Annotated in this window: 17 protein-coding genes; 8 read left to right on the top strand and 9 right to left on the bottom strand. The window is 68.0% G+C overall.

The features are described 5' to 3' along the window. Window positions 1-3 precede the first annotated feature (3 nt). Complete coding sequence (locus tag AC5WJ1_RS21125; protein ID WP_195428017.1) at window positions 4-984, top strand: LysR substrate-binding domain-containing protein; 981 nt, start codon at window positions 4-6, stop codon at window positions 982-984. Window positions 985-1,003: 19 nt separating this feature from the next. Here AC5WJ1_RS21125 and AC5WJ1_RS21130 read toward each other — a convergent pair whose 3' ends face one another. From AC5WJ1_RS21130 to AC5WJ1_RS21150, 5 genes are all read right to left on the bottom strand, one after another. Beyond that, the gene (locus AC5WJ1_RS21130; protein WP_135703471.1) at window positions 1,004-1,570 is read right to left on the bottom strand and encodes a DUF3016 domain-containing protein; all 567 of its coding nucleotides are present in this window, start codon (window positions 1,568-1,570) and stop codon (window positions 1,004-1,006) included. Window positions 1,571-1,655: 85 nt separating this feature from the next. Then, window positions 1,656-2,831: an L-rhamnonate dehydratase gene (locus tag AC5WJ1_RS21135; protein WP_133097951.1), complete on the bottom strand. Its 1,176-nt coding sequence runs from the start codon at window positions 2,829-2,831 to the stop codon at window positions 1,656-1,658. 88 nt (window positions 2,832-2,919) lie between these two features. Then, on the bottom strand, window positions 2,920-3,939 hold the full coding sequence (locus tag AC5WJ1_RS21140) for a 4-hydroxythreonine-4-phosphate dehydrogenase PdxA (protein ID WP_135703470.1): 1,020 nt from the start codon (window positions 3,937-3,939) through the stop codon (window positions 2,920-2,922). Between the two features lie 22 nt (window positions 3,940-3,961). Continuing rightward, window positions 3,962-4,954: a Bug family tripartite tricarboxylate transporter substrate binding protein gene (locus tag AC5WJ1_RS21145; protein WP_135703469.1), complete on the bottom strand. Its 993-nt coding sequence runs from the start codon at window positions 4,952-4,954 to the stop codon at window positions 3,962-3,964. 107 nt (window positions 4,955-5,061) lie between these two features. Next, window positions 5,062-6,009, bottom strand: a complete 948-nt coding sequence (locus tag AC5WJ1_RS21150) for a LysR family transcriptional regulator (RefSeq protein ID WP_135703468.1) — start codon at window positions 6,007-6,009, stop codon at window positions 5,062-5,064. A gap of 142 nt (window positions 6,010-6,151) precedes the next feature. Here AC5WJ1_RS21150 and AC5WJ1_RS21155 point away from each other — a divergent pair, with 142 nt between their 5' ends. Then, on the top strand, window positions 6,152-7,081 hold the full coding sequence (locus AC5WJ1_RS21155) for a dihydrodipicolinate synthase family protein (RefSeq protein ID WP_135703467.1): 930 nt from the start codon (window positions 6,152-6,154) through the stop codon (window positions 7,079-7,081). Window positions 7,082-7,247: 166 nt separating this feature from the next. Further along, entirely contained in the window at window positions 7,248-8,822 is a 1,575-nt protein-coding gene (locus AC5WJ1_RS21160) for an aldehyde dehydrogenase (NADP(+)) (protein ID WP_135703466.1), read from the top strand. On the opposite strand, the gene AC5WJ1_RS21165 is transcribed toward AC5WJ1_RS21160, so the two are convergent. Further along, entirely contained in the window at window positions 8,819-9,745 is a 927-nt protein-coding gene (locus tag AC5WJ1_RS21165; protein ID WP_135703465.1) for a LysR family transcriptional regulator, read from the bottom strand. The two genes, AC5WJ1_RS21160 and AC5WJ1_RS21165, sit on opposite strands and share 4 nt — an antisense overlap. Window positions 9,746-9,867: 122 nt before the next feature. Beyond that, window positions 9,868-10,356, bottom strand: a complete 489-nt coding sequence (locus AC5WJ1_RS21170; RefSeq protein ID WP_135703464.1) for a SixA phosphatase family protein — start codon at window positions 10,354-10,356, stop codon at window positions 9,868-9,870. Between the two features lie 167 nt (window positions 10,357-10,523). Here AC5WJ1_RS21170 and AC5WJ1_RS21175 point away from each other — a divergent pair, with 167 nt between their 5' ends. Together AC5WJ1_RS21175 and AC5WJ1_RS21180 are read left to right on the top strand one after the other, a co-directional pair. Further along, window positions 10,524-11,183 (top strand): dienelactone hydrolase family protein, encoded by a 660-nt coding sequence (locus AC5WJ1_RS21175; protein WP_133097943.1) that lies wholly within the window; start codon window positions 10,524-10,526, stop codon window positions 11,181-11,183. 123 nt (window positions 11,184-11,306) lie between these two features. Continuing rightward, window positions 11,307-12,356, top strand: coding sequence for a phytoene/squalene synthase family protein (locus tag AC5WJ1_RS21180; protein ID WP_135703463.1), 1,050 nt, complete (start codon window positions 11,307-11,309; stop codon window positions 12,354-12,356). 18 nt (window positions 12,357-12,374) lie between these two features. Here the strand turns inward: AC5WJ1_RS21180 and AC5WJ1_RS21185 are convergent, their stop codons facing one another. Together AC5WJ1_RS21185 and AC5WJ1_RS21190 are read right to left on the bottom strand one after the other, a co-directional pair. Further along, the gene (locus AC5WJ1_RS21185; RefSeq protein ID WP_133097941.1) at window positions 12,375-13,553 is read right to left on the bottom strand and encodes an FIST signal transduction protein; all 1,179 of its coding nucleotides are present in this window, start codon (window positions 13,551-13,553) and stop codon (window positions 12,375-12,377) included. A gap of 91 nt (window positions 13,554-13,644) precedes the next feature. Beyond that, window positions 13,645-14,643: a tripartite tricarboxylate transporter substrate binding protein gene (locus AC5WJ1_RS21190; RefSeq protein ID WP_135703462.1), complete on the bottom strand. Its 999-nt coding sequence runs from the start codon at window positions 14,641-14,643 to the stop codon at window positions 13,645-13,647. Between the two features lie 186 nt (window positions 14,644-14,829). Here AC5WJ1_RS21190 and AC5WJ1_RS21195 point away from each other — a divergent pair, with 186 nt between their 5' ends. The 3 genes from AC5WJ1_RS21195 to tcuB all read left to right on the top strand — a co-directional run bounded on the left by AC5WJ1_RS21195 (window position 14,830) and on the right by tcuB (window position 18,480). Beyond that, the gene (locus AC5WJ1_RS21195; RefSeq protein WP_133097939.1) at window positions 14,830-15,756 is read left to right on the top strand and encodes a LysR family transcriptional regulator; all 927 of its coding nucleotides are present in this window, start codon (window positions 14,830-14,832) and stop codon (window positions 15,754-15,756) included. Between the two features lie 128 nt (window positions 15,757-15,884). Then, window positions 15,885-17,294, top strand: coding sequence for an FAD-dependent tricarballylate dehydrogenase TcuA (gene tcuA / locus AC5WJ1_RS21200; RefSeq protein ID WP_135703994.1), 1,410 nt, complete (start codon window positions 15,885-15,887; stop codon window positions 17,292-17,294). Further along, window positions 17,281-18,480 (top strand): tricarballylate utilization 4Fe-4S protein TcuB, encoded by a 1,200-nt coding sequence (gene tcuB / locus AC5WJ1_RS21205; RefSeq protein WP_135703460.1) that lies wholly within the window; start codon window positions 17,281-17,283, stop codon window positions 18,478-18,480. Before tcuA ends, tcuB begins: the two co-directional genes overlap by 14 nt. Window positions 18,481-18,563 lie beyond the last annotated feature (83 nt).

Raw genomic sequence — 18,563 nt, forward strand, 5'->3', positions numbered from 1 at the left:
CCTATGGACGCCCCCAACCTTTCCGTCGCGGCTGATGCAGCACCTGCGGCACCCGTATGGCACAGCCACACCCGCCTGAAGACGCGCCAGCTGCTGCTTTTACTGGCCGTCGCCGACGAGGGCAGCATCCACCGCGCCGCGGAACGGCTGGCGATGACGCAGCCGGCCGCGTCCAAGCTGCTGCGCGAGCTGGAAGAGATGCTGTCGGTCCCCCTGTTCGAGCGCCTTCCGCGCGGCATGGCGCCGACGGACTATGGCCGCGCGATGATCCGGCACGCGCGCGCGGCGATCGGCAGCCTGAACCAGGCGCGCGAGGAAGTGCTGGCGTTGAAGGCGGGCCGGCTCGGCCACGTGGCGATCGGTGCGATCACCTCGCCCGGCGTGCGGCTGCTGCCGCCGGCGATCGCCCGGGTGAAGGCCAGCTATCCGGGATTGCGGGTCTCGGTGGAGATCGACAACAGCAACGTGCTGCTCGACCGGCTGGGGCAGGAGAAGCTGGACATGGTGGTCGCGCGGCTGTTTCCCGAGCACGACAAGGGCCGGTTGCGCTACGAGCCGATGGCGGAAGAGCCCGTCTGCGCCGTGGTGCGGCCCGGCCACCCGATGCTGGCGGCGCCCGCCCTGTCGCTGGCCGACACCACCGACGCCGCCTGGATGATACCGCCGGCCGGCACGGTGCTGCGCCACCGCTTCGAGCTGATGTTCCAGCGCGCGAGCCTGGCGCCGCCGACCAACGTGGTGGAAACCGCCGCGCTGCTGTTCCTGACGCGCATGGTGACGCAGTCAGACATGATCGCGGTGCTGACCGCGGATGTTGCGCAGTACTACGCGGCGTTCGGCATGGTGGAGGTGCTGCCGATGGCGATGCCCTGCCATATGGACGACTTCGGCCTGATCACGCCGACCGACCGGCTGATGTCGCCCGGCGCGCTGCTGGTCGCGGATGCGCTGCGCGAGACGGCGCTGCGCATCTACGGCCCGTAGTGCTAATGCCCGCTTCAGATCATCCCTGCCCGTCCTCGCGCGCTGCGATCCGGCGCCTGACGGTCTCGTCGAACCAGCGGTCCATCATCGCCTTTTCATAGCGCAGCCTGTCGCTCTGGCTGTAGACGTTGACACCCATGTTGAAGTTCTGGTCGGAGATGCGCTGCTCGCCGCTGCCGATCACGGCACCGTCGCTGCCGCGCAGTTCATAGCGCAGCGTCATGCGCGGCCAGGTGACATCGCGCACGATGCGCACGTCATCGCCGCGCACGCGCCATGGCTCGAAATGTCCTGCGAGATCGACATCCAGCACCGCGATGCTGAGCGCATAGCCCTGCGGCAGGTAGCGTGCCGCCAGCTCGTCGAAGTGTCGGCGGATATCGTTCATCACCTGCGCGCGCTCGCGGTCGCTGCCGTATGCGCTGCGGTAGGCGGCATCGGTGTAGGTTTCGGGATGGGGGAAGGAAACTGTCAGCGTTCCGGCAGGCGGCGCGGCGAAGGCACTGAAGGCGCTGACGGCACCGATGGCACACATCAGGCCCATGGGTGCCGCGCAGGCGGCCAGCAGACGGCGGGATCTGGCCATGGCGAACTCCAGCACAAGGGCATTGCGCTTCTTGATTGTAGTGCGCCAGGGCCGGTCAGCCAGCGACAGCCCGCCTGTCAGCCTGTCAGCCGATGATGTTGAACTGGCTGAAGTACTCCTCGTTCAACTCCAGCCCCAGCCCCGGCAGGTTGTCGTCAAGCTGCAGGTAGCCGTTGTCCGGGGCCGGATCCCCCTTGAAGATGTAGTAAAACAGCTCGTTGCCGACCTCGACGTCGTGCACGGGGAAGTACTCCGACATCGGCGATGCGGTCGACGCCATGGTCAGGTGGTAGTTATGCATCTGCCCCGCGTGCGGGATCACCGGCACCGACCACGCCTCGGCCATCGCGTTGATCTTCTGCGCCGCGGTGATGCCGCCGACGCGGTTGGTGTCGTACTGGATCACGTCGACGGCGCGGCGCTCCAGCAGGTCCTTGAAGCCGTACGAAGTGAACTCGTGCTCGCCGCCGGAGATCGGGAACGGGCTCGCCTTCTTCAGCTCAACATAGCCTTCGATATCGTCGGCGATCACCGGCTCTTCCAGCCAGCGGGGATTGAACTCCGCCAGGCGCGGCAGCATGCGGCGCGCGTATTCCAGCGTCCAGCCCATGTAGCACTCCAGCATGATGTCGACGCCGTCGCCGACCAGCTCGCGCAGCAGCCGCACCTGCTCGATGTTCTTCCGCATGCCGGCAGGGCCGTCCTTGGGGCCGTAGCCGAAGCGCATCTTCATCGCGGTAAAGCCCTGGTCGAGGTAGCCTTGCGCTTCGGCCAGGAAGGCGTCGCGGTCGTCGTTGTTGTAGAGCTTGGAGGCATAGCACCAGATCTTCTCCTTGGTGCGCCCCCCCAACAGCTTGAACACCGGCTTGCCGACGGCCTTGCCCATCAGATCCCACAGCGCGATATCGACCGCCGAGATCGCCGCCATGCCGATGCCCTTGCGGCCCCAGGCCTGGGTGCGGCGGTACATCTTCTGCCACAGGTATTCGTTGTCGAACGGGTCCTGGCCGATCACCACCGGCGCCAGGTATTCGTCGACGATCTGCTTGGCCACGCGCGGGGCCAGCGCGCAGTTGCCGATGCCGACCAGCCCGCTATCGGTCTCGATCTCGACCACCATCCAGCCGTGGAAGCGGAACGAGCCCATGGCGTCGCCGCGCTCGAACAGGATGTCGGTGGCGTTGGTGCAGAAATGCGCCTGCGGCGGCACGGTCTTGCCCTTCCATTCGAAGACGCGGGCGCGGACGTTGGTGATCTTCATGTTCAGCTCCTGATGGCAATGCGTTGGCGCGAACGCTCCCCGGCCGCGCCGGGGGCGGTCATGCTGATCCGGTATGGATTGATGGTGGCTAGGCGTTTGCGGCGGCGCGCCGTTGCGCGCCCATGCGGCAGGCGATCTGGAACGCCTGCTGCGTGGCGCCGGGATCGGCGCGGCCCTGCTGCGTGATATCGAACGCGGTACCGTGCGCCGGCGTGGTGATCGGCACCGGCAGCCCGCCCTGCACCGTCACGCCGCGCGAGAATCCCATCAGCTTGATGCCGATCTGTCCCTGGTCGTGGTACATGGTGACGATGGCGTCGAACTGCCGCTGCGACGGGCCGCCCTGCACCTTCAGGAAGATGGTGTCGGCCGGGAACGGGCCCTCGACGTTCACGCCGCGCCCGCGGGCAGCGGCGACGGCCGGGGCGATCACGTCGATCTCTTCGCGGCCGAAGGCGCCGTTGTCGCCGTTGTGCGGATTCAGGCCGCACACGGCGATGCGCGGGCTTGCCATGCCGGCGCGGCGCAGTGCCTGGTCGATCAGGTCGATGGCGCCACCGACGCGTTCCGGCGTGATCATCGCCGGCACGTCCTTCAGGGCCACGTGCGAGGTGACGCGCGAGGTCCACAGGCCGTCGAGCACGTTGAATTCGCAAAAATTGCCGTGGTAGCCGAGCTGCTCGGCAAACCAGTGCAGCTCGTCGCTATGGTCCATGCCGGCGGCATGCAGCGAGCTTTTATTGAGCGGCCCGAACAGGATCGAATCTGCCTGGCCCGACTGCGCCAGCTCCAGCGCGAGCGACAGCGTGCCGAGGCTGTAGCGGCCGCCCTCGGCACTGGATGCGCCGCGCGGATAGGCGGGCTTGCCGTCCAGCTCCCAGTGGTAGAGGCGCGGCGCGCCTTGTGCGAACGCGAGGGTATCGGTCTCTGCCAGCGCCAGCTCGACGCCCGCCACCTGCATGCCGTGGCGCCATTCGTCGCGGTCGGCGATCAGCAGGATGTCGGCCTGTTCGCTGGTGGCCGGGTCGGCCAGCAGGCGTGCGATCAGCTCGGGGCCGATGCCGGCGGGATCGCCCAGCACCATCGCGATTCGTGGACGTGAAGTCATGAAATTCTCTTGAAATACAGGCTCAGTCGAGCTTGACGCCAAGCTCGGCGATCAGCTTGCCATAGCGCGCGTACTCGGCGCGCGAGAAGGTATCGAACTGCGCGGCCGTCAGCGTGCCGGGCACGGCGCCGACCTCGCTCAGGCGGCGCACGGTATCCGGGTCCTTGATCACCGTGGTCAGCGCCGTGCCGAGCTTCTGCAGCGTGGCGGGAGGCGTGCCGGCCGGCGCATAGACGCCGTACCAGGCGTTCATCTGGATGCCCGGCACGCCGGCCTCGGCCAGCGTCGGCACATTGGGCAGCAGCGCCGAGCGCTTGTCCACGGTCACCGCCAGCGCGCGCAGCTTGCCGGCCTTGATATGGTTGATCACCGACGGCATGGTCTCGAAGCTCATGTCCACCTGGCCGCCCATCAGGTCCACCAGCGCGCTGCTGCTGCTCTTGTAAGGCACGTGCAGCAGCTTGCCCTGGATCTGGCGCGCAAACGCGGCGCCGGCCAGGTGCTGGGTGCTGCCGACGCCCGACGAGCTGAAGCGGAACTTGTCCGGGCTCGCCTGGATCTGCGCCACCAGCGCCTTGACGTCGCGCGCCGTGACCTGGTTGTTGACCACCAGCACGTTGGGCACCGACGACACCAGCGCCACCGGCGCCAGGTCCTTGAGCGGGTCGAACTGCAGCTTGAGCAGGTGCGGCGCGATCGCCTGCGAGGTGACCACGCCCATCAGCAGCGTGTTGCCGTCCGGCGCGGCCTTGGCGGTGATGTCCGCGGCGATGGTGTTGGACGCGCCGGGGCGGTTGTCGACCACGACGGGCTGCTTCAGCTGTGCGGCCAGCTTGTCGGAGACGATACGCGCCATCACGTCGGTGCCGCCGCCGGGCGCGGCGCCCACCATCAGGCGCACCGGCCGTGTGTCCTGCGCCCAGGCGCTGGTCGTCGCTGCAACGGCCACCGTGGCCAGGCCGGCAAGTGCGCCGGCGAGTTTGCCGGCGCACTTGCCAACATTCCGTGTCTTCATCGCTGTCTCCGTTGTGCTGTCCGGCTCTGGTGGCGCGGATGAGCAGACTATATGGGTATCAGCGATTCGCTACTACTGACGTTTTTTGAACTGGCGATCACCTGGCGTTATACCTCGGCCGCTGGCTTCCCCGCCTGCGCTTTCAGGATCGCCACCAGTTGCCGTGCGGAAGCCGACAAGGCGCCGCCGCGCCGCGTGACGATGCCGAAGGTCTGCTGGCGCGACTGCAGGTGCACTGGCAGTATGCGCAGCATCTTCTGGCGCACGAACAGCTCCGCCACGCTGGTCGGCAGCAGCGACACCAGCCCGGGATCGCGCTGGAGCATGGCCACGGTGATCAGCGCCGACGACGTCGAAATGGCGTTGGCGGGGAAGCTGACGCCGGCATGGTCCAGTTCGCGCTGCAGCAGGGCATGCATCGGCATGTGCCCCGCGTAAGTGATCCAGCGATAACCCTCAAGGTCGGCAAAGTCCATCGCCTGCACCCTGGATGCGGGGTGAACGTGACCGACCACCACGGACACCTGCTCGTCGCCGAGCGGGTGATAGTGGTACTTGCCGGGTTCGTCGCTGACCAGCGAGCGGCCGAGCACGAGGTCGAGGTGGCCGTCGTCGAGCTGGCCGAGCAGGCGCAGGCTGGTGTCCTCGATGATCTCGAGCGCCAGGTCGGGATGCGCCTGCCGCAGTTGTTCAAGCGCCGGCACCAGCACCTCGGGCACGGCGCCCATGATCACGCCGACGGCGACGCGCCCGCCACTGCCAGCGCGGATGCCGGCCACTTCCTCGCACATCGCCCCCAGGTCCGCCACCAGCTGCCGTGCATGGCGGATCACGCAATGGCCGAAGGCGTTGGGGCGCATGCCGCGTTTGGAGCGCTCGAACAGTGGCGCTTCCAGCATGCCTTCCAGTTCCTGCAAAGACTTGCTGGCGGCCGACTGCGTCATCGCCATCGCGCCCGCGGCCTGGTGCAGTGACTGGTGCTCGTCCAGCGCGATCAGCAGTTGCAGTTGCTTCATGCGCAGTCGGCCGGTGAGGGTGTCCAGGGTGGATTTCATATCGGGACCGTGTGAGTCGCAAAAGCGATCACAAGATGGAAATGATTCAATATACAGGCCCTCCCCCCGCTCGTATATTGGCCCGACCCGATTGACTGCCCAGAACCCGCGCCGGCCGCGTGCCAGCCGCAAGGAGGAGACCATGACCCGATCCCAGCCGCCCGTCTACCGCGGCGTATTCCCGGTAGCGCCAACCATTTTCGACGAGCAAGGCGGCCTCGACCTCGACGGCCAGCGCCGCTGCATCGACTTCATGATCGACGCCGGCTCGCACGGCATCTGCATCCTGGCCAACTTCTCCGAGCAGTTCGTGCTGACCGACGACGAACGCAGCGTGCTGATGAAGACCGTGCTCGAGCACGTGGACGGCCGCGTGCCGGTGATCGTCACCACCACGCATTTCAGCTCGCGCATCTGCGCCGAGCGCAGCCGCGCCGCGCAGGACGCCGGCGCCGCCATGGTGATGGTGATGCCTCCCTACCACGGCGCCACCATCCGCGTGCCCGAGCGCGGCATCTACGACTTCTTCGCCACCGTCTCCGATGCCATCGACATCCCCATCATGATCCAGGACGCGCCGGTCAGCGGCACCACGCTGTCCGCGCCCTTCCTCGCCCGCATGGCGCGCGAGCTGGCCAATGTCTCGTACTTCAAGATCGAAGTGCCGCAGGCCGCGGCCAAGCTGCGCGAACTCATCGAGCTGGGCGGCGACGCCATCGTTGGCCCGTGGGACGGCGAGGAGGCCATCACGCTGATGGCCGACCTGGAAGCCGGCGCCACCGGCGCGATGACCGGCGCGGGCTTCCCGGACGGCATCCGCCAGGTCCTGGATGCATGGCAGGCCGGCGACGCCGAGCTGGCGGCGCAGCGCTACCAGCAGTGGCTGCCGCTGATCAACTACGAGAACCGGCAGGGCTGGCTGGCAACCAGCAAGGTACTGATGAAGGAAGGCGGGGTGATTGCCTCGGATGCGGTAAGGCATCCGCTGCAGCCGATGCATCCGGCCACGCGCGAGGGGCTGCTGAAGATTGCGCGGCGGCTGGATCCGCTGGTGCTGCGCTGGGGGCGGTAAGGAAGCGCCACGCATCTTGTAGCGCCGGCCCTCTCCCCCGGCCCTCTCCCGCGTAGTGGGAGAGGGCCGGGGGAGAGGGCAAGAGCCTCCACGAAGTCGCGGCGGGTAACCAATGCCACTGCGCATACTCCATCGCTAGCCACAACACCCTTTCAAAGGACCAACCATGACCCTCACCGGCGAACTCCTGGTCGGCCGTCAATCCGTACCTGGCACCCACGGCACCCTCCACGCCATCGACGCAACCACCGGCGCAACGCTCGAACCCGCCTTTGGTGGCGCCACGCTGGCACAACTCGACCAGACCTGCGCCCTCGCCTGGCAGGCCTTCGACACCTATCGCGAGACCGCGCCCGCGCGGCGCGCCGACTTCCTCGAAGCCATCGCCGGCAACATCCTGGCGCTGGGCGATGCGCTGATCGAGCGCTGCGTCAGCGAATCGGGCCTGCCGCGCGCCCGCATCGAAGGCGAGCGCGGACGCACCGTGGGCCAGCTGCGGCTGTTCGCCGGCATGCTGCGCCAGGGCGATTTCCTTGAGCTGCGCGTCGACCCGGCCCAGCCCGAGCGCCAGCCGCTGCCGCGCCCCGACCTGCGCCTGCGCCATATCCCGCTGGGCCCGGTCGCGGTGTTCGGCGCCAGCAACTTCCCGCTGGCGTTCTCGGTGGCGGGCGGCGATACCGCATCCGCACTGGCCGCCGGCTGCCCCGTCATCGTCAAGGCGCATCCTGCGCACCCCGGCACCTCCGAACTGGTCGGCCGCGCCATCCAGAAAGCGGTGGCGGAACTGGACCTGCCCGAAGGCACCTTCTCCTTGCTCTTCGATACCGGATTGGAAATCGGCCAGGGGTTGGTGGCGGACCGCCGCATCAAGGCAGTCGGCTTCACCGGCTCGCGCGCCGGCGGCCAGGCGCTGATGGCGATCGCCGCGGCGCGCCAGGAGCCGATTCCCGTCTATGCGGAGATGAGCAGCATCAATCCGGTGCTGCTGTTCCCACACGCGCTGGCCAACCGCGCGCAAGCCATCGGCACGGCGTTCGCCAGCTCGCTGACGCTGGGCGCCGGACAGTTCTGCACCAACCCCGGACTGGTGCTGGCGGTGGAAAGCGAGGGCCTGGACCAGTTCCTGGAAGCGGCGGCGGCGAGCCTGGCGGACATCGGCGCACAGAACATGCTGACCGCCGGCATCCTGCGCGCCTTCTGCAACGGCGTGGGCACGCTCGCGCAGCATCCGCAGGTACAGCTGGTGGCGCGCGGCAAGGCAGGCAATGCGCTGCAAGGTCAGGCGGCACTGTTCAGCACCAGCGCCGAGGCCTTCCTGGCCGACGAGACGCTGCGCCATGAAGTCTTCGGCGCGTCGTCACTGGTGGTGCGCTGCCGCGACGCCGCGGAAATGCGGCGCGTGGTCGAATCGCTGGAGGGCCAGCTTACCGCGGCGCTGCATATCGACCCCGCGGACCACGACGCGGCGCGCACGCTGCTGCCCGCGCTGGAGCGCCTGGCGGGCCGCATCCTGGTCAACGGCTTCGGCACCGGCGTTGAAGTCGGACATGCCATGGTCCACGGCGGCCCCTGGCCGGCTACGTCGGATGGCCGCTCGACCTCGGTCGGCAGCCTGGCGATCGCGCGCTTCGTGCGGCCGGTCAGCTACCAGGACATGCCGGCGGACCTGCTGCCCGCGTCGCTGCGCCCCGACAGCGAACAGCGCCATCTCTGGCGCCTCGACGGCAAGCCGCAGCGCTAGCGCGACAGCGCCCGCAGCGTATCGATCAGCAGGCTCATCGATGCGGTCGGCGGGCGCCCGCGCCGCGTGACGATGCCGTACGGCCCCAGTTTCCGCGGCAGCGGCAATGGCAGCACCGCCAGCGCGCCCAGGCGGCCGTAGTAAGCCGCCACCGACTCCGGCAGCACCGCGATCAGCTCGCTGTCGGCCAGCAGCGACGTGGTCATCAGCACCGCGGCGGTCTCGATGGTCGACGGCGGCGCCGGCACGCCGGCATCCTCGAACGAGCGGTCGATCAGCGCGCGCATCGGGCTCGGCCGTGGCTGCATGATCCACGGGTAGCTGGTCAGTTCCGCGAACGACAGCTTGCGCCGCCGCGCCAGCGGATGTTGCGGCCCGACCACGATCGCCAGCCCCTCGTCGCCAAGCTGCTCGAACTCGAGGCCGCTGCTGTCCCAGCCATCGGGCACGCGGCCCAGCACGATATCGAGCTGGTCGCGCTCCAGCAGCGGCACCAGCAGGTCGCTGGTCTCCACCTGCACCGCCACCTCCAGCCGCGGATGATCGCGATTCAGCCGGCGGATCACCTCGGCCAGCAGGCCCGGCGTCGGCGCCATCACCGCGCCGACCCGCACGCGCCCGATCTTGCCCGACTCCAGCGCCACCAGCTCGTCGCGCAAGCCATCCATGTCGGCAAACACCAGCCGGGCGTAGCGCGTGGCCGCCATCCCGAAGCGCGTCGCACGCAGCCCGCGCGCATGGCGCTCGAACAACGGCACGGCCAGCAGGTCTTCCATATCCTGCAGCATCTTGCTGACCGCGGGCTGGGTCAGCGTCAGCGCTTCGGCGGCCTGCCGCAGCGAGCCGCGTTCCTCCACCGCCAGCAGCAGGCGCAGGTGCTGCATCTTGAGGCGGCCGTGGAGTGTGCTGACGGGTGGGATCATGGGTGGGACGAGGGGCAGAAAAGCGTGAAGGCCGGCTTGCGCCTGCGATCACAAATTCTTATCGCTTCATCCCGGATGGTCAAGCCGGAGATATCGCTGCAAAGCCCACGCCCGACATTCGACTACGACTTCCTGGGCGAATCCAGCGAGACTTTCGACGGGGTGATTTCCCCGACATCCGTCCATGCCTTGGTGTCGAAACGGAATTTGGCGACGGCGCAGGTCGGCATGTCGCTGATCTCGTCCGACAAGCGCTGCGCGAAGTCAGTGAACTCGGGGTTGTGACCGAACAACATCACGCTGCCAAGCTTCTTGTCGAGCGCACGGACGACAGCGAGCAGGTCATCCGCGCTACTGGCGTACAGCCGGTCTTCGATCTCGATGTCCTTGCGGGCAATGCCGAGTTCGTCGGCGATCAGGTGCGCCGTGGTCAGCGCGCGCACGGCCGGACTCGACACGAGCAGGTCTGGCTTGACCTTGCGCTCGGCCAGGCGCTTGCCCATCTCCGGGGCGTCGCGCAGGCCGCGATCGTCAAGCGGACGCTCGCGGTCGGGCAAGGACGGGTCATCGCGACTTGACTTGGCGTGGCGGACGAGAAACAGGGTCTTCATGGCCCCTCCTGATGCATCGGGATGTTGGTCGACTGTTGTTCGATTGCGGGCGTCCGCGGACCAGCAGACGAAGGCTGGCCTCGCCGCCACGCTCGCCCTATAGTGGACTGCGATGGGGCCGATTGCAACGCGGGCAGCGTCGAAGCACCATCTTCCGGAGGGCGGCCATGCGTAGCAGCAGTGCAGATGCCAGCGAGGTTGTGATCCCCGCGGATGGCGTGGCGTTGCAAGGCATGCTGGCCTTGCCGCCAGGCGCAGGCGCCCTGGTATTGTTTGCGCACGGCACCGGCAGTTCGCGGCATAGTCCGCGCAATCGGTACGTGGCCGCCGAACTCAACCGCTGCGGCATGGGAACGCTGTTGATGGACCTGCTCATGCCGGAGGAGGACCAGGTGCAGGCGATCCGCTTCGACGTCGGGCTGCTGGCCAAGCGGCTGGCACAGGCGACCGACTGGGTGGCGCGGCAGCAAGGCGTGCCACCGCGGTTGGGCTACTTCGGCGCCAGCATAGGTGCCGCCGCGTCGATCCGTGCCGCGAGCCAGTCGCCGATCCCGATACACGCCATCGTTTCACGAGGCGGCAGGGTCGACCTGGCGGGCGCCGACGCCCTTGCGAGCCTGTCCACGCCGACCATGCTGATCATCGGCGGACTCGATGTGAGCGTCATTGAACGGAATGAGTTCGCCTTTGCCCAGCTCAAGTGCCAGAAGAAGCTGGTAATCGTGCCCGGCGCCTCTCACTTGTTCGAAGAGCCCGGCGCACTGGAATCCGTCGCCCGCCTGGCAGCGCAGTGGTTCGAGCGTTATCTGGGCAAGGCCTCGCCCTGACCACGGGGCCTGCGGATCCCGGGATCCGCTTTTCGCGCCAAAGGTACAATGCGCCCGGGCCCGGCCTGACGGCCGGGCGGGCCATGCCATTCCGCAAACCTCTCTGGGAACAGGACACCACCCATGCGCGAACCCAGCCGGGAATTCCTCCTCGGTCCGCTGCTCAAAGGCGTTTCGCGTTCGTTCTACCTCACGCTGGGCGTGCTCCCTGCCCGGATGCGCGATCCGGTCGGCCTGGCCTACCTGCTGGCGCGCGCTGCGGACACGATTGCGGATACGACGCTGGTTGCGCCGGAAAGGCGGCTGGCGTTGCTGCTGTCCTTGCGTGACCAGGTCAACGGCAACCCGGATGGCGCAGCGCCGGCGCTCAGCATCGCGACGGAAATGGCTCGCCACCAGGAGCATTCGGATGAGCGGATCCTGCTGGAGTCGCTCGATCCCGCGCTGGCGGTGCTGACGCAGCTGGAACCGGCTGACCGGCAAGCGGTGAGGCAGATCGTTTCCATCCTCAGCGAAGGCATGGAGTTCGACCTGCGCACGTTCCCCGACGAGCGCGCCGGCCGTGTCGTGGCGCTGCCTGACCTGGCGGCGTTGGACCACTACACCTACATGGTCGCCGGTTGCGTTGGCGAATTCTGGACCCGCATGACCGCGGCGCATGTGCCGGGTGCGATCAATGGCGACCTCGGCGCCATGCTGCGCAGTGGGGTCCGCTTCGGCAAAGCCTTGCAGATGACCAATGTGTTGCGCGACTGCGGCAAGGACCTGCGCATCGGCCGGTGTTACCTGCCGGCGTCGCTACTGGTTCAGCACGGGCTGGGCCCCCAGGACTTGCTGCTGCCTGACGCCTCGCAACGCGCGCGTGCCCTGATGCGTTCGCTCGCCGGCATGACGCTGGCGCATTTTCATGAGGCCATGGCATACACGCTGGCTATCCCTAAGCGTTTCGTCCGGCTGCGGCTGGCCTGCCTGTGGCCGATCCTGATCGGCATGGAGACCCTGCTGCTGCTGGTGCGCAATGAGTACTGGCTGGACCCGGCCCGCGCCTCGAAGATGCCGCGCCGCGAGGTCTACCGCATGGTTGCGGCTTCGCTTCCGATGATCTGGTCGAACGGCTTGCTGAGCAGCTGGTTTGCGCGCCAAAAGCGCAGCATCGAAAACGTCATCCGCTGACTCGGGCGCCAGGTCCGTTCAATGGCTGGTGAAGACCGTCAGCACCCCCGTATAGCCATAGAGGTGATCCCTCGCGATCTCGCCGCCGGCGAAGAAGCCGGCCAGCGGCAGGTCGCCCAGCGCAGCGCGCACGGTTTGCAGTTCGGCATGCGGCGCGCCGAAATGCGGCCCGCCCCGGCCCGAGCAGCTGATATAGAGCGCGCCACGCGCGTGGCCGCCGCCGTGTTCGATATCCGTGCGGATTTCCGTGGCGATGCGTTCCAGGTCCGCGCGCGCCGCGGCGGCGTTGCGCATGCAGAATGCCAGCCGCATGCCGGGCGCGACCTGGTCGGCAAGCGCGAGCACGCGATGCTGCACATCCAGGCCGATCAGGTGGCGCACCAGCGTATCCGCGCCGAACCGGCCCGGCTGCACCGGCGCATCGTCGGTGGCAGCGTTCAGGCCCGCAAGCGTTCCCGACAACGCTGCCGCCATCGCTTCCACGGGTGCGTCGCGCTCGACGCCCAGGTCCTGCAGCACGCAATCCAGCGCGGGCTTGCCGTCCAGCGCAAACAGAAGGTTGTGTTCGCTGCGCGTGACCGCGCGTGCCGGGCCGATCGGCTGGCAGCCCTGCGTGACGCGGGAGACGAGTTCGACTTCCGGGCCAAACAGCACGCCGGACAGGCCACCGGAATACACGCCGTCGGCAATATGCAGCGTACGGTTGCGTGCCGAGCTCAGTCCGCCGAACAGGTAGCCGGTGGCGGTACGCACGCTCAGCTCGTGCAGCAGCTCCTGCACGTCGGGTGTGCTGCCTTCGGCATGCACCAGCGCGGTATGGGGAACGAAGCCCGACGACGCGGCCGGCAAGGGCTGGCGCCCCGAGAACAGCTGGAAGGCCTGGCGCGGAAGCGGCGCTGCCAGCAGCACCATCGCCGGCTGGTCGAAGTACTCCACGCCGCTCGCCGACACGCCGAGGCCAACCGTGCCGACCCACGACACCCCGGGCCAGTTCTGCTGCAACGCGGCAAGGATCGCCTCGGCGGCGAGCGCGTAGTAATCGCTCAGGTAGCACCAGCCGAGCGTCAGCGGCGGCGCATGATCCAGCCGCGCCTGGCGCAGCAGGTCCTGCGTGTCCAGCTGCCTCTGGCAGTCAGCCAGTGCGACCTGCCACTCGACATGGGCGGCGTCAGCGTGAACAAAGGTCAGGTCATGCATGGCTTGCCTCCGGGTCCAGGCTGGCGTCATACCATTGGACTGCGGCAGGCAGCGGGTGTTCAGGTCCCGCGTCGATGCGCGTGGCCCTGGCTTAGTCCGCCTTCGCCCCCGACTCGCGTGCGACCTTGACCCACTTGTCGGTCTCGACGCGGATAAACGCCGCGAGCTGCGCCGGCGTCATGTCGCCGGCGGTCACGCCCTGCTCTTCGAAGCGCTTCTGCACATCCGGCGCCTTCAGCAGCTTGCCCAGTTCCGCCGACACCCGCTGCCCGATCGCCGCCGGCGTACCGCGCGGCGCCATCAGCGCGAACCACGTGGTGACTTCATAGCCTTTCACGCCGCTCTCGGCCAGCGTCGGCACGCCCGGATAGGCGCCTGAGCGCTTCGCGGTGGTGACGGCCAGCGCCTTGACCTTGCCGCTGCGCACGTGCTGCGAGGCCGACGGGCTGGTCTCGATCGCCATCTGGATCTGGCCGGCGATCAGGTCAGTCATCATCGGCGCGCCGCCCTTGTACGGCACGTGCGCGATATCGGTCCCGGTGAGCGAGCGGAACAGCTCGCCGGACATGTGCTCGGTGCTGCCGATGCCGGCCGAGCCGTAGTTGACCTTGCCGGGGTGCGCCTTGATGTAGGCGATCAGCTCCGGCACCGACCGCGCCGGGATGGCGGGATTGACCACCAGCACGTTGGGCGTCAGCGCCACCAGCCCCACGGGATCGAGGTCGCGCGTGAACTCGTACGGCAGGCTCTTGTAGATGGCCGGCGCCATGGTGTGCGCCACGGTGGCGAGCAGGAAGGTATAGCCGTCGGGCTGCGCGCGCGCGACATTGGCCGCGCCAATGGTGCCGCCGGCGCCGGGGCGGTTGTCGATCACAACGGGCTGCTGCAGCGCCTCGCCCAGCTTCTGGCCGACGGTGCGCGCGAGGATGTCGGTGGTGCCGCCGCTGGCGAAGGGCACCACCAGCGTGATCGGCTTGGTCGGCCAGCTGTCGGCAGCGAATGCGGAAGTGATGGCGGCGGGATTGCCCAGCACGGCGCCGGCGGCCAGCGCCGCAAGCACGCCGCGGCGGATGCGCGAAACGGAAGGCATGCAGTCTCCTTTGCGGGAAGTCATGTTGTTATGGGACGGCGGGCGGGCGCCCGCTTCTGGTGGTGCGACTCTACGCAGCCGCCATGGCGCGCGCCATCGGGCGGGCGTTAAGGGGTCTTCAGGATTCGTGAACCGCGACGGGTTTTCCGCTACCATGCCGCCAATTTGCGGCAGCGGGGATGCGACATGGAACTGAGGCAATTGCGCTACTTCGTCAGCGTGATCGAGCATGGCAGCATGGGCAAGGCGGCGCTGGAGCTTGGCGTGGTCACCTCCGCGCTGAGCCAGCAGATCAGCCGGCTGGAAAGCGAACTGTCGACGCGGCTGCTGCAGCGCACCTCGACCGGCGTGGTCGCCACCGATGCCGGCCTGGCCTTCTGGCGCCAGGCCCAGCTGGCGCTGCGCCATATCGACGACGCTGCGCTCGCGGCCCGGCAGGCGCGCTTGTCCGGCCATGTCAGCGTGGGGCTGCCGCCCAGCACGGCGGGAGTACTGGCGCTGCCTTTCATGCAGGCCATGCGCGAGCGCTACCCCGACGTGCGGCTGCGCATGGTGGAGAGCCTGTCTGGCTATCTCGGCGCCATGCTGAGCGCGCGCCAGATCGACCTGGCGGTGCTGTTCAGCGAGGAGCCGGCGCAGCGCTGGAGCGTGCTGCCGCTGCTCGACGAGCGCCTGTTCGTGATCGGCGCCGAAGGGCTGGCCGGGATGCCGCGCGGAGAAAGCACCTCGGTGGCGGCGCTGGACAAGCTGCCGCTGATCCTGCCCAGCGGCTCGCACGGCTTGCGCGCACTGGTCGCCGCCTGCTTCCGGCAGGCAAAGCGCGAGCCGCAGGTGGTGGCCGAGATCGATGGCCTGGCGATCCTGATGGATGCCGTGCAGGGTGGCCTGGGCGCCACCATCCAGCCCGGCGCGGCGCTGGCGCGCAGCCAGGGCATGCCCTACCGTAGCGTGCTGCTCACCGACACCGGCGCGACCCGCCCCAACCTGCTGGTGAGCCTGTCGGACGATGAGCTATCCCCGGCGGGGCTGGCCGCGCGCGTGGTGCTGGCCGACGTGGCCGCCACGCTGGTGCGCGAAGGGCGCTGGCCGGGGGCCACGCTGCGCCCTCGCTGACGCCTTCGGGATTGTCCCCGCCAGGGCTTCACGAAAGCTGAAGCCCCCTTGCCGCGGCCCTGATGGCGGCTGTGCGCCTTGCCGGCCAAGATGGCGCCAGCAAGGAGACAATCCCGATGGTCGACGTATTGGTGGACGTATTGATTATTGGCGGCGGCAACGCGGCCCTGTGCGCGGCGCTGATGGCGCGCGAAGCCGGGGCCTCGGTGCTGCTGCTCGAATCCGCGCCGCGCGCCTGGCGTGGCGGCAATTCCCAGCACACCCGCAACCTGCGCTGCATGCACGACGCGCCGCAAGACGTGCTGGTCGATGCCTATCCCGAGGAAGAGTACTGGCAGGACCTGCTCAAGGTCACCGGCGGCATCACCGACGAGCACCTGGCGCGGCTGGTGATCCGCGCCTCGTCCACCTGCCGGCCGTGGATGCGCAAGCATGGCGTGCGCTTCCAGCCGCCGCTGTCGGGCGCGCTGCATGTGGCGCGCACTAACGCCTTCTTCATGGGTGGCGGCAAGGCGCTGGTCAATGCGTATTACCGCAGCGCCGAGGCGATGGGCGTGCAGATCCGCTATGAAACGCCGGTCGACGCGATCGAGATGGATGGCGACCGCTTCGTCGCCGCGCGCAGCGGTGGCCAGCGCTTCACCGCGCGGTCCTGCGTGCTGGCCGCCGGCGGCTTCGAGTCCAACCGCGAATGGCTGCGCGAGGCCTGGGGCCGGAACGAACGCGGCGAATGGCCCGCCGACAACTTCCTGATCCGCGGCACGCGCTTCAACCAGGGCGTGCTGCTGCGGCACATGATCGAAGCCGGTGCCGATGCCATCGGCGATCCGTCGCAATCGCACTGCGTCGCCATCGATGCGCGCGCGCCGCTCTATGACGGCGGCATCTGCACGCGCATCGACTGCGTGTCGCTGGGCATCGTCGTCAACCGCGACGCCGAGCGCTTCTATGACGAAGGCGAGGACTTCTGGCCCAAGCGCTATGCGATCTGGGGCCGGCTCGTGGCGCAGCAGCCGGGGCAGATCGGCTATTCGATCATCGACAGCAAGGCCGTCGGCCGCTTCATGCCGCCGGTATTTCCCGGCGAGAAGGCCGACACGCTGCCCGAACTCGCGCGCAAGCTCGGGCTGCCGGAGGCGCAGTTCGTGCGCACCGTGCAGGACTACAACACCGCGTGCCGCGTCGGCACGTTCGACCATACCGCGCTGGACGATTGCCATACCGAGGGCCTGGCACCGGCCAAGACGCACTGGGCACGACCGCTGGACCAGGCGCCGTTCTACGGCTATGCGCTGCGGCCGGGCATTACCTTCACTTACCTGGGGCTAAAGGTGAACGACCGGGCCCAGGTGCATTTCGGCGGCAGGCCGAGCGGAAATCTATTTGTGGCAGGAGAAATGATGGCGGGCAACGTGCTGGGCAAGGGATATACGGCCGGAGTCGGCATGTCGATCGGCACCGCCTTCGGGCGCATTGCCGGCACGCAAGCCGCGCGGGCAGCTGGGATCAACTCGGGAGCGAGCCATGCAGAAGCTTGAAGCCCTGGCGCGAGAGGCCGCCGATCTGGCAGGCGCAGACGCTGTCGCCAGGCATGGCAACGCACGCGTGATCCGGGTGCTGCCGCTGACCGACAACGAAGCCGAAGTCGCGCGGCAGATGCAGATCTGCAATGCCTGCCGCTATTGCGAAGGGTTCTGCGCGGTGTTCCCGGCGATGACGCGGCGGCTTGAGTTCGGCAAGGCCGATGTCAACTACCTGGCGAACCTGTGCCACAACTGCGGGGCGTGCTACCACGCTTGCCAGTATGCGCCGCCGCATGACTTTGGCGTCAACGTTCCGCAGGCGATGGCCAGGGTGCGGCTGGAGACGTACAGCGAATATGCGTGGCCCGCGCCGCTGGGCAAGCTGTACCAGCGCAACGGCCTGACGGTAGCGGTGGCGCTGGCGATCGGGCTGGCATTGTTCCTGGTGCTGGCGGTGACGACGGGCGGTGCCCTGTGGCAGCGGCATGCCGGCGGCAACTTCTACGCGGTGTTCCCGCACAACACGCTGGCGGCGATGTTTGGCGCGGTGTTTGGGTTCTCGGTGCTTGCGCTCGGGGTTGGCGTGCGGCGCTTCTGGCGCGATGTGTCGGCCGGGACGGCGTCAGCGCCTGCGGTGGCCGAGGCGGCGAAGAACGTGCTGGCGCTGACCTACCTGGACGGAGGTCATGGCGATGGATGCAATGAGGCGAGTGATCGCTTTACGCTGGCACGGCGGCGCTTCCACCATTTCACGTTCTATGGCTTCATGCTGTGCCTTGCCTCGACGGCGGTAGCTACCGGGTACCACTATCTGCTGGGCTGGCATGCGCCGTATCCGGTTGCCAGCCTGCCGGTGCTGCTGGGTATCGCTGGCGGGCTGGGGCTGTTGATCGGGCCTGCTGGCTTGCTATGGCTGAATCTCCGGCGGCATCCGATGCAGGGGGATGTGCGCCAACGCCCGATGGATCGGGGTTTCATCGCGCTGTTGTTGCTGACCAGTGCTACCGGGCTCGGGTTGCTGGCGTTGCGTGACACGTTGGCGATGCCGTTGCTACTGGCGGTGCATCTTGGCGTGGTGATGGCGTTGTTTGCGACCCTGCCGTATGGGAAGTTTGCGCACGGGATCTATCGTAGCGCGGCGCTGCTCAAGTCCGCGATCGAGAAGCGGCATGGGGGCGGGCCGCAGCTGGGAAGCGATTGAGGCTTGTAAGGTCGGGCGTCTGACCCTGGCCACCAAAAAGCAAAACCCCACATTCCGAAGAATGTGGGGTTATCAACCATCTG

It is taken from the genome of Cupriavidus sp. MEYA8, from assembly GCF_059278825.1.

What these genes read in the sequence shown, in the direction of transcription:
- AC5WJ1_RS21125 (WP_195428017.1), top strand. Translation starts at nt 4, where the DNA reads ATGGACGCCCCCAACCTTTCCGTCGCGGCTGATGCAGCACCTGCGGCA.
- AC5WJ1_RS21130 (WP_135703471.1), bottom strand. Translation starts at nt 1,570, where the DNA reads ATGGCCAGATCCCGCCGTCTGCTGGCCGCCTGCGCGGCACCCATGGGC.
- AC5WJ1_RS21135 (WP_133097951.1), bottom strand. Translation starts at nt 2,831, where the DNA reads ATGAAGATCACCAACGTCCGCGCCCGCGTCTTCGAATGGAAGGGCAAG.
- AC5WJ1_RS21140 (WP_135703470.1), bottom strand. Translation starts at nt 3,939, where the DNA reads ATGACTTCACGTCCACGAATCGCGATGGTGCTGGGCGATCCCGCCGGC.
- AC5WJ1_RS21145 (WP_135703469.1), bottom strand. Translation starts at nt 4,954, where the DNA reads ATGAAGACACGGAATGTTGGCAAGTGCGCCGGCAAACTCGCCGGCGCA.
- AC5WJ1_RS21150 (WP_135703468.1), bottom strand. Translation starts at nt 6,009, where the DNA reads ATGAAATCCACCCTGGACACCCTCACCGGCCGACTGCGCATGAAGCAA.
- AC5WJ1_RS21155 (WP_135703467.1), top strand. Translation starts at nt 6,152, where the DNA reads ATGACCCGATCCCAGCCGCCCGTCTACCGCGGCGTATTCCCGGTAGCG.
- AC5WJ1_RS21160 (WP_135703466.1), top strand. Translation starts at nt 7,248, where the DNA reads ATGACCCTCACCGGCGAACTCCTGGTCGGCCGTCAATCCGTACCTGGC.
- AC5WJ1_RS21165 (WP_135703465.1), bottom strand. Translation starts at nt 9,745, where the DNA reads ATGATCCCACCCGTCAGCACACTCCACGGCCGCCTCAAGATGCAGCAC.
- AC5WJ1_RS21170 (WP_135703464.1), bottom strand. Translation starts at nt 10,356, where the DNA reads ATGAAGACCCTGTTTCTCGTCCGCCACGCCAAGTCAAGTCGCGATGAC.
- AC5WJ1_RS21175 (WP_133097943.1), top strand. Translation starts at nt 10,524, where the DNA reads ATGCGTAGCAGCAGTGCAGATGCCAGCGAGGTTGTGATCCCCGCGGAT.
- AC5WJ1_RS21180 (WP_135703463.1), top strand. Translation starts at nt 11,307, where the DNA reads ATGCGCGAACCCAGCCGGGAATTCCTCCTCGGTCCGCTGCTCAAAGGC.
- AC5WJ1_RS21185 (WP_133097941.1), bottom strand. Translation starts at nt 13,553, where the DNA reads ATGCATGACCTGACCTTTGTTCACGCTGACGCCGCCCATGTCGAGTGG.
- AC5WJ1_RS21190 (WP_135703462.1), bottom strand. Translation starts at nt 14,643, where the DNA reads ATGCCTTCCGTTTCGCGCATCCGCCGCGGCGTGCTTGCGGCGCTGGCC.
- AC5WJ1_RS21195 (WP_133097939.1), top strand. Translation starts at nt 14,830, where the DNA reads ATGGAACTGAGGCAATTGCGCTACTTCGTCAGCGTGATCGAGCATGGC.
- tcuB (WP_135703460.1), top strand. Translation starts at nt 17,281, where the DNA reads ATGCAGAAGCTTGAAGCCCTGGCGCGAGAGGCCGCCGATCTGGCAGGC.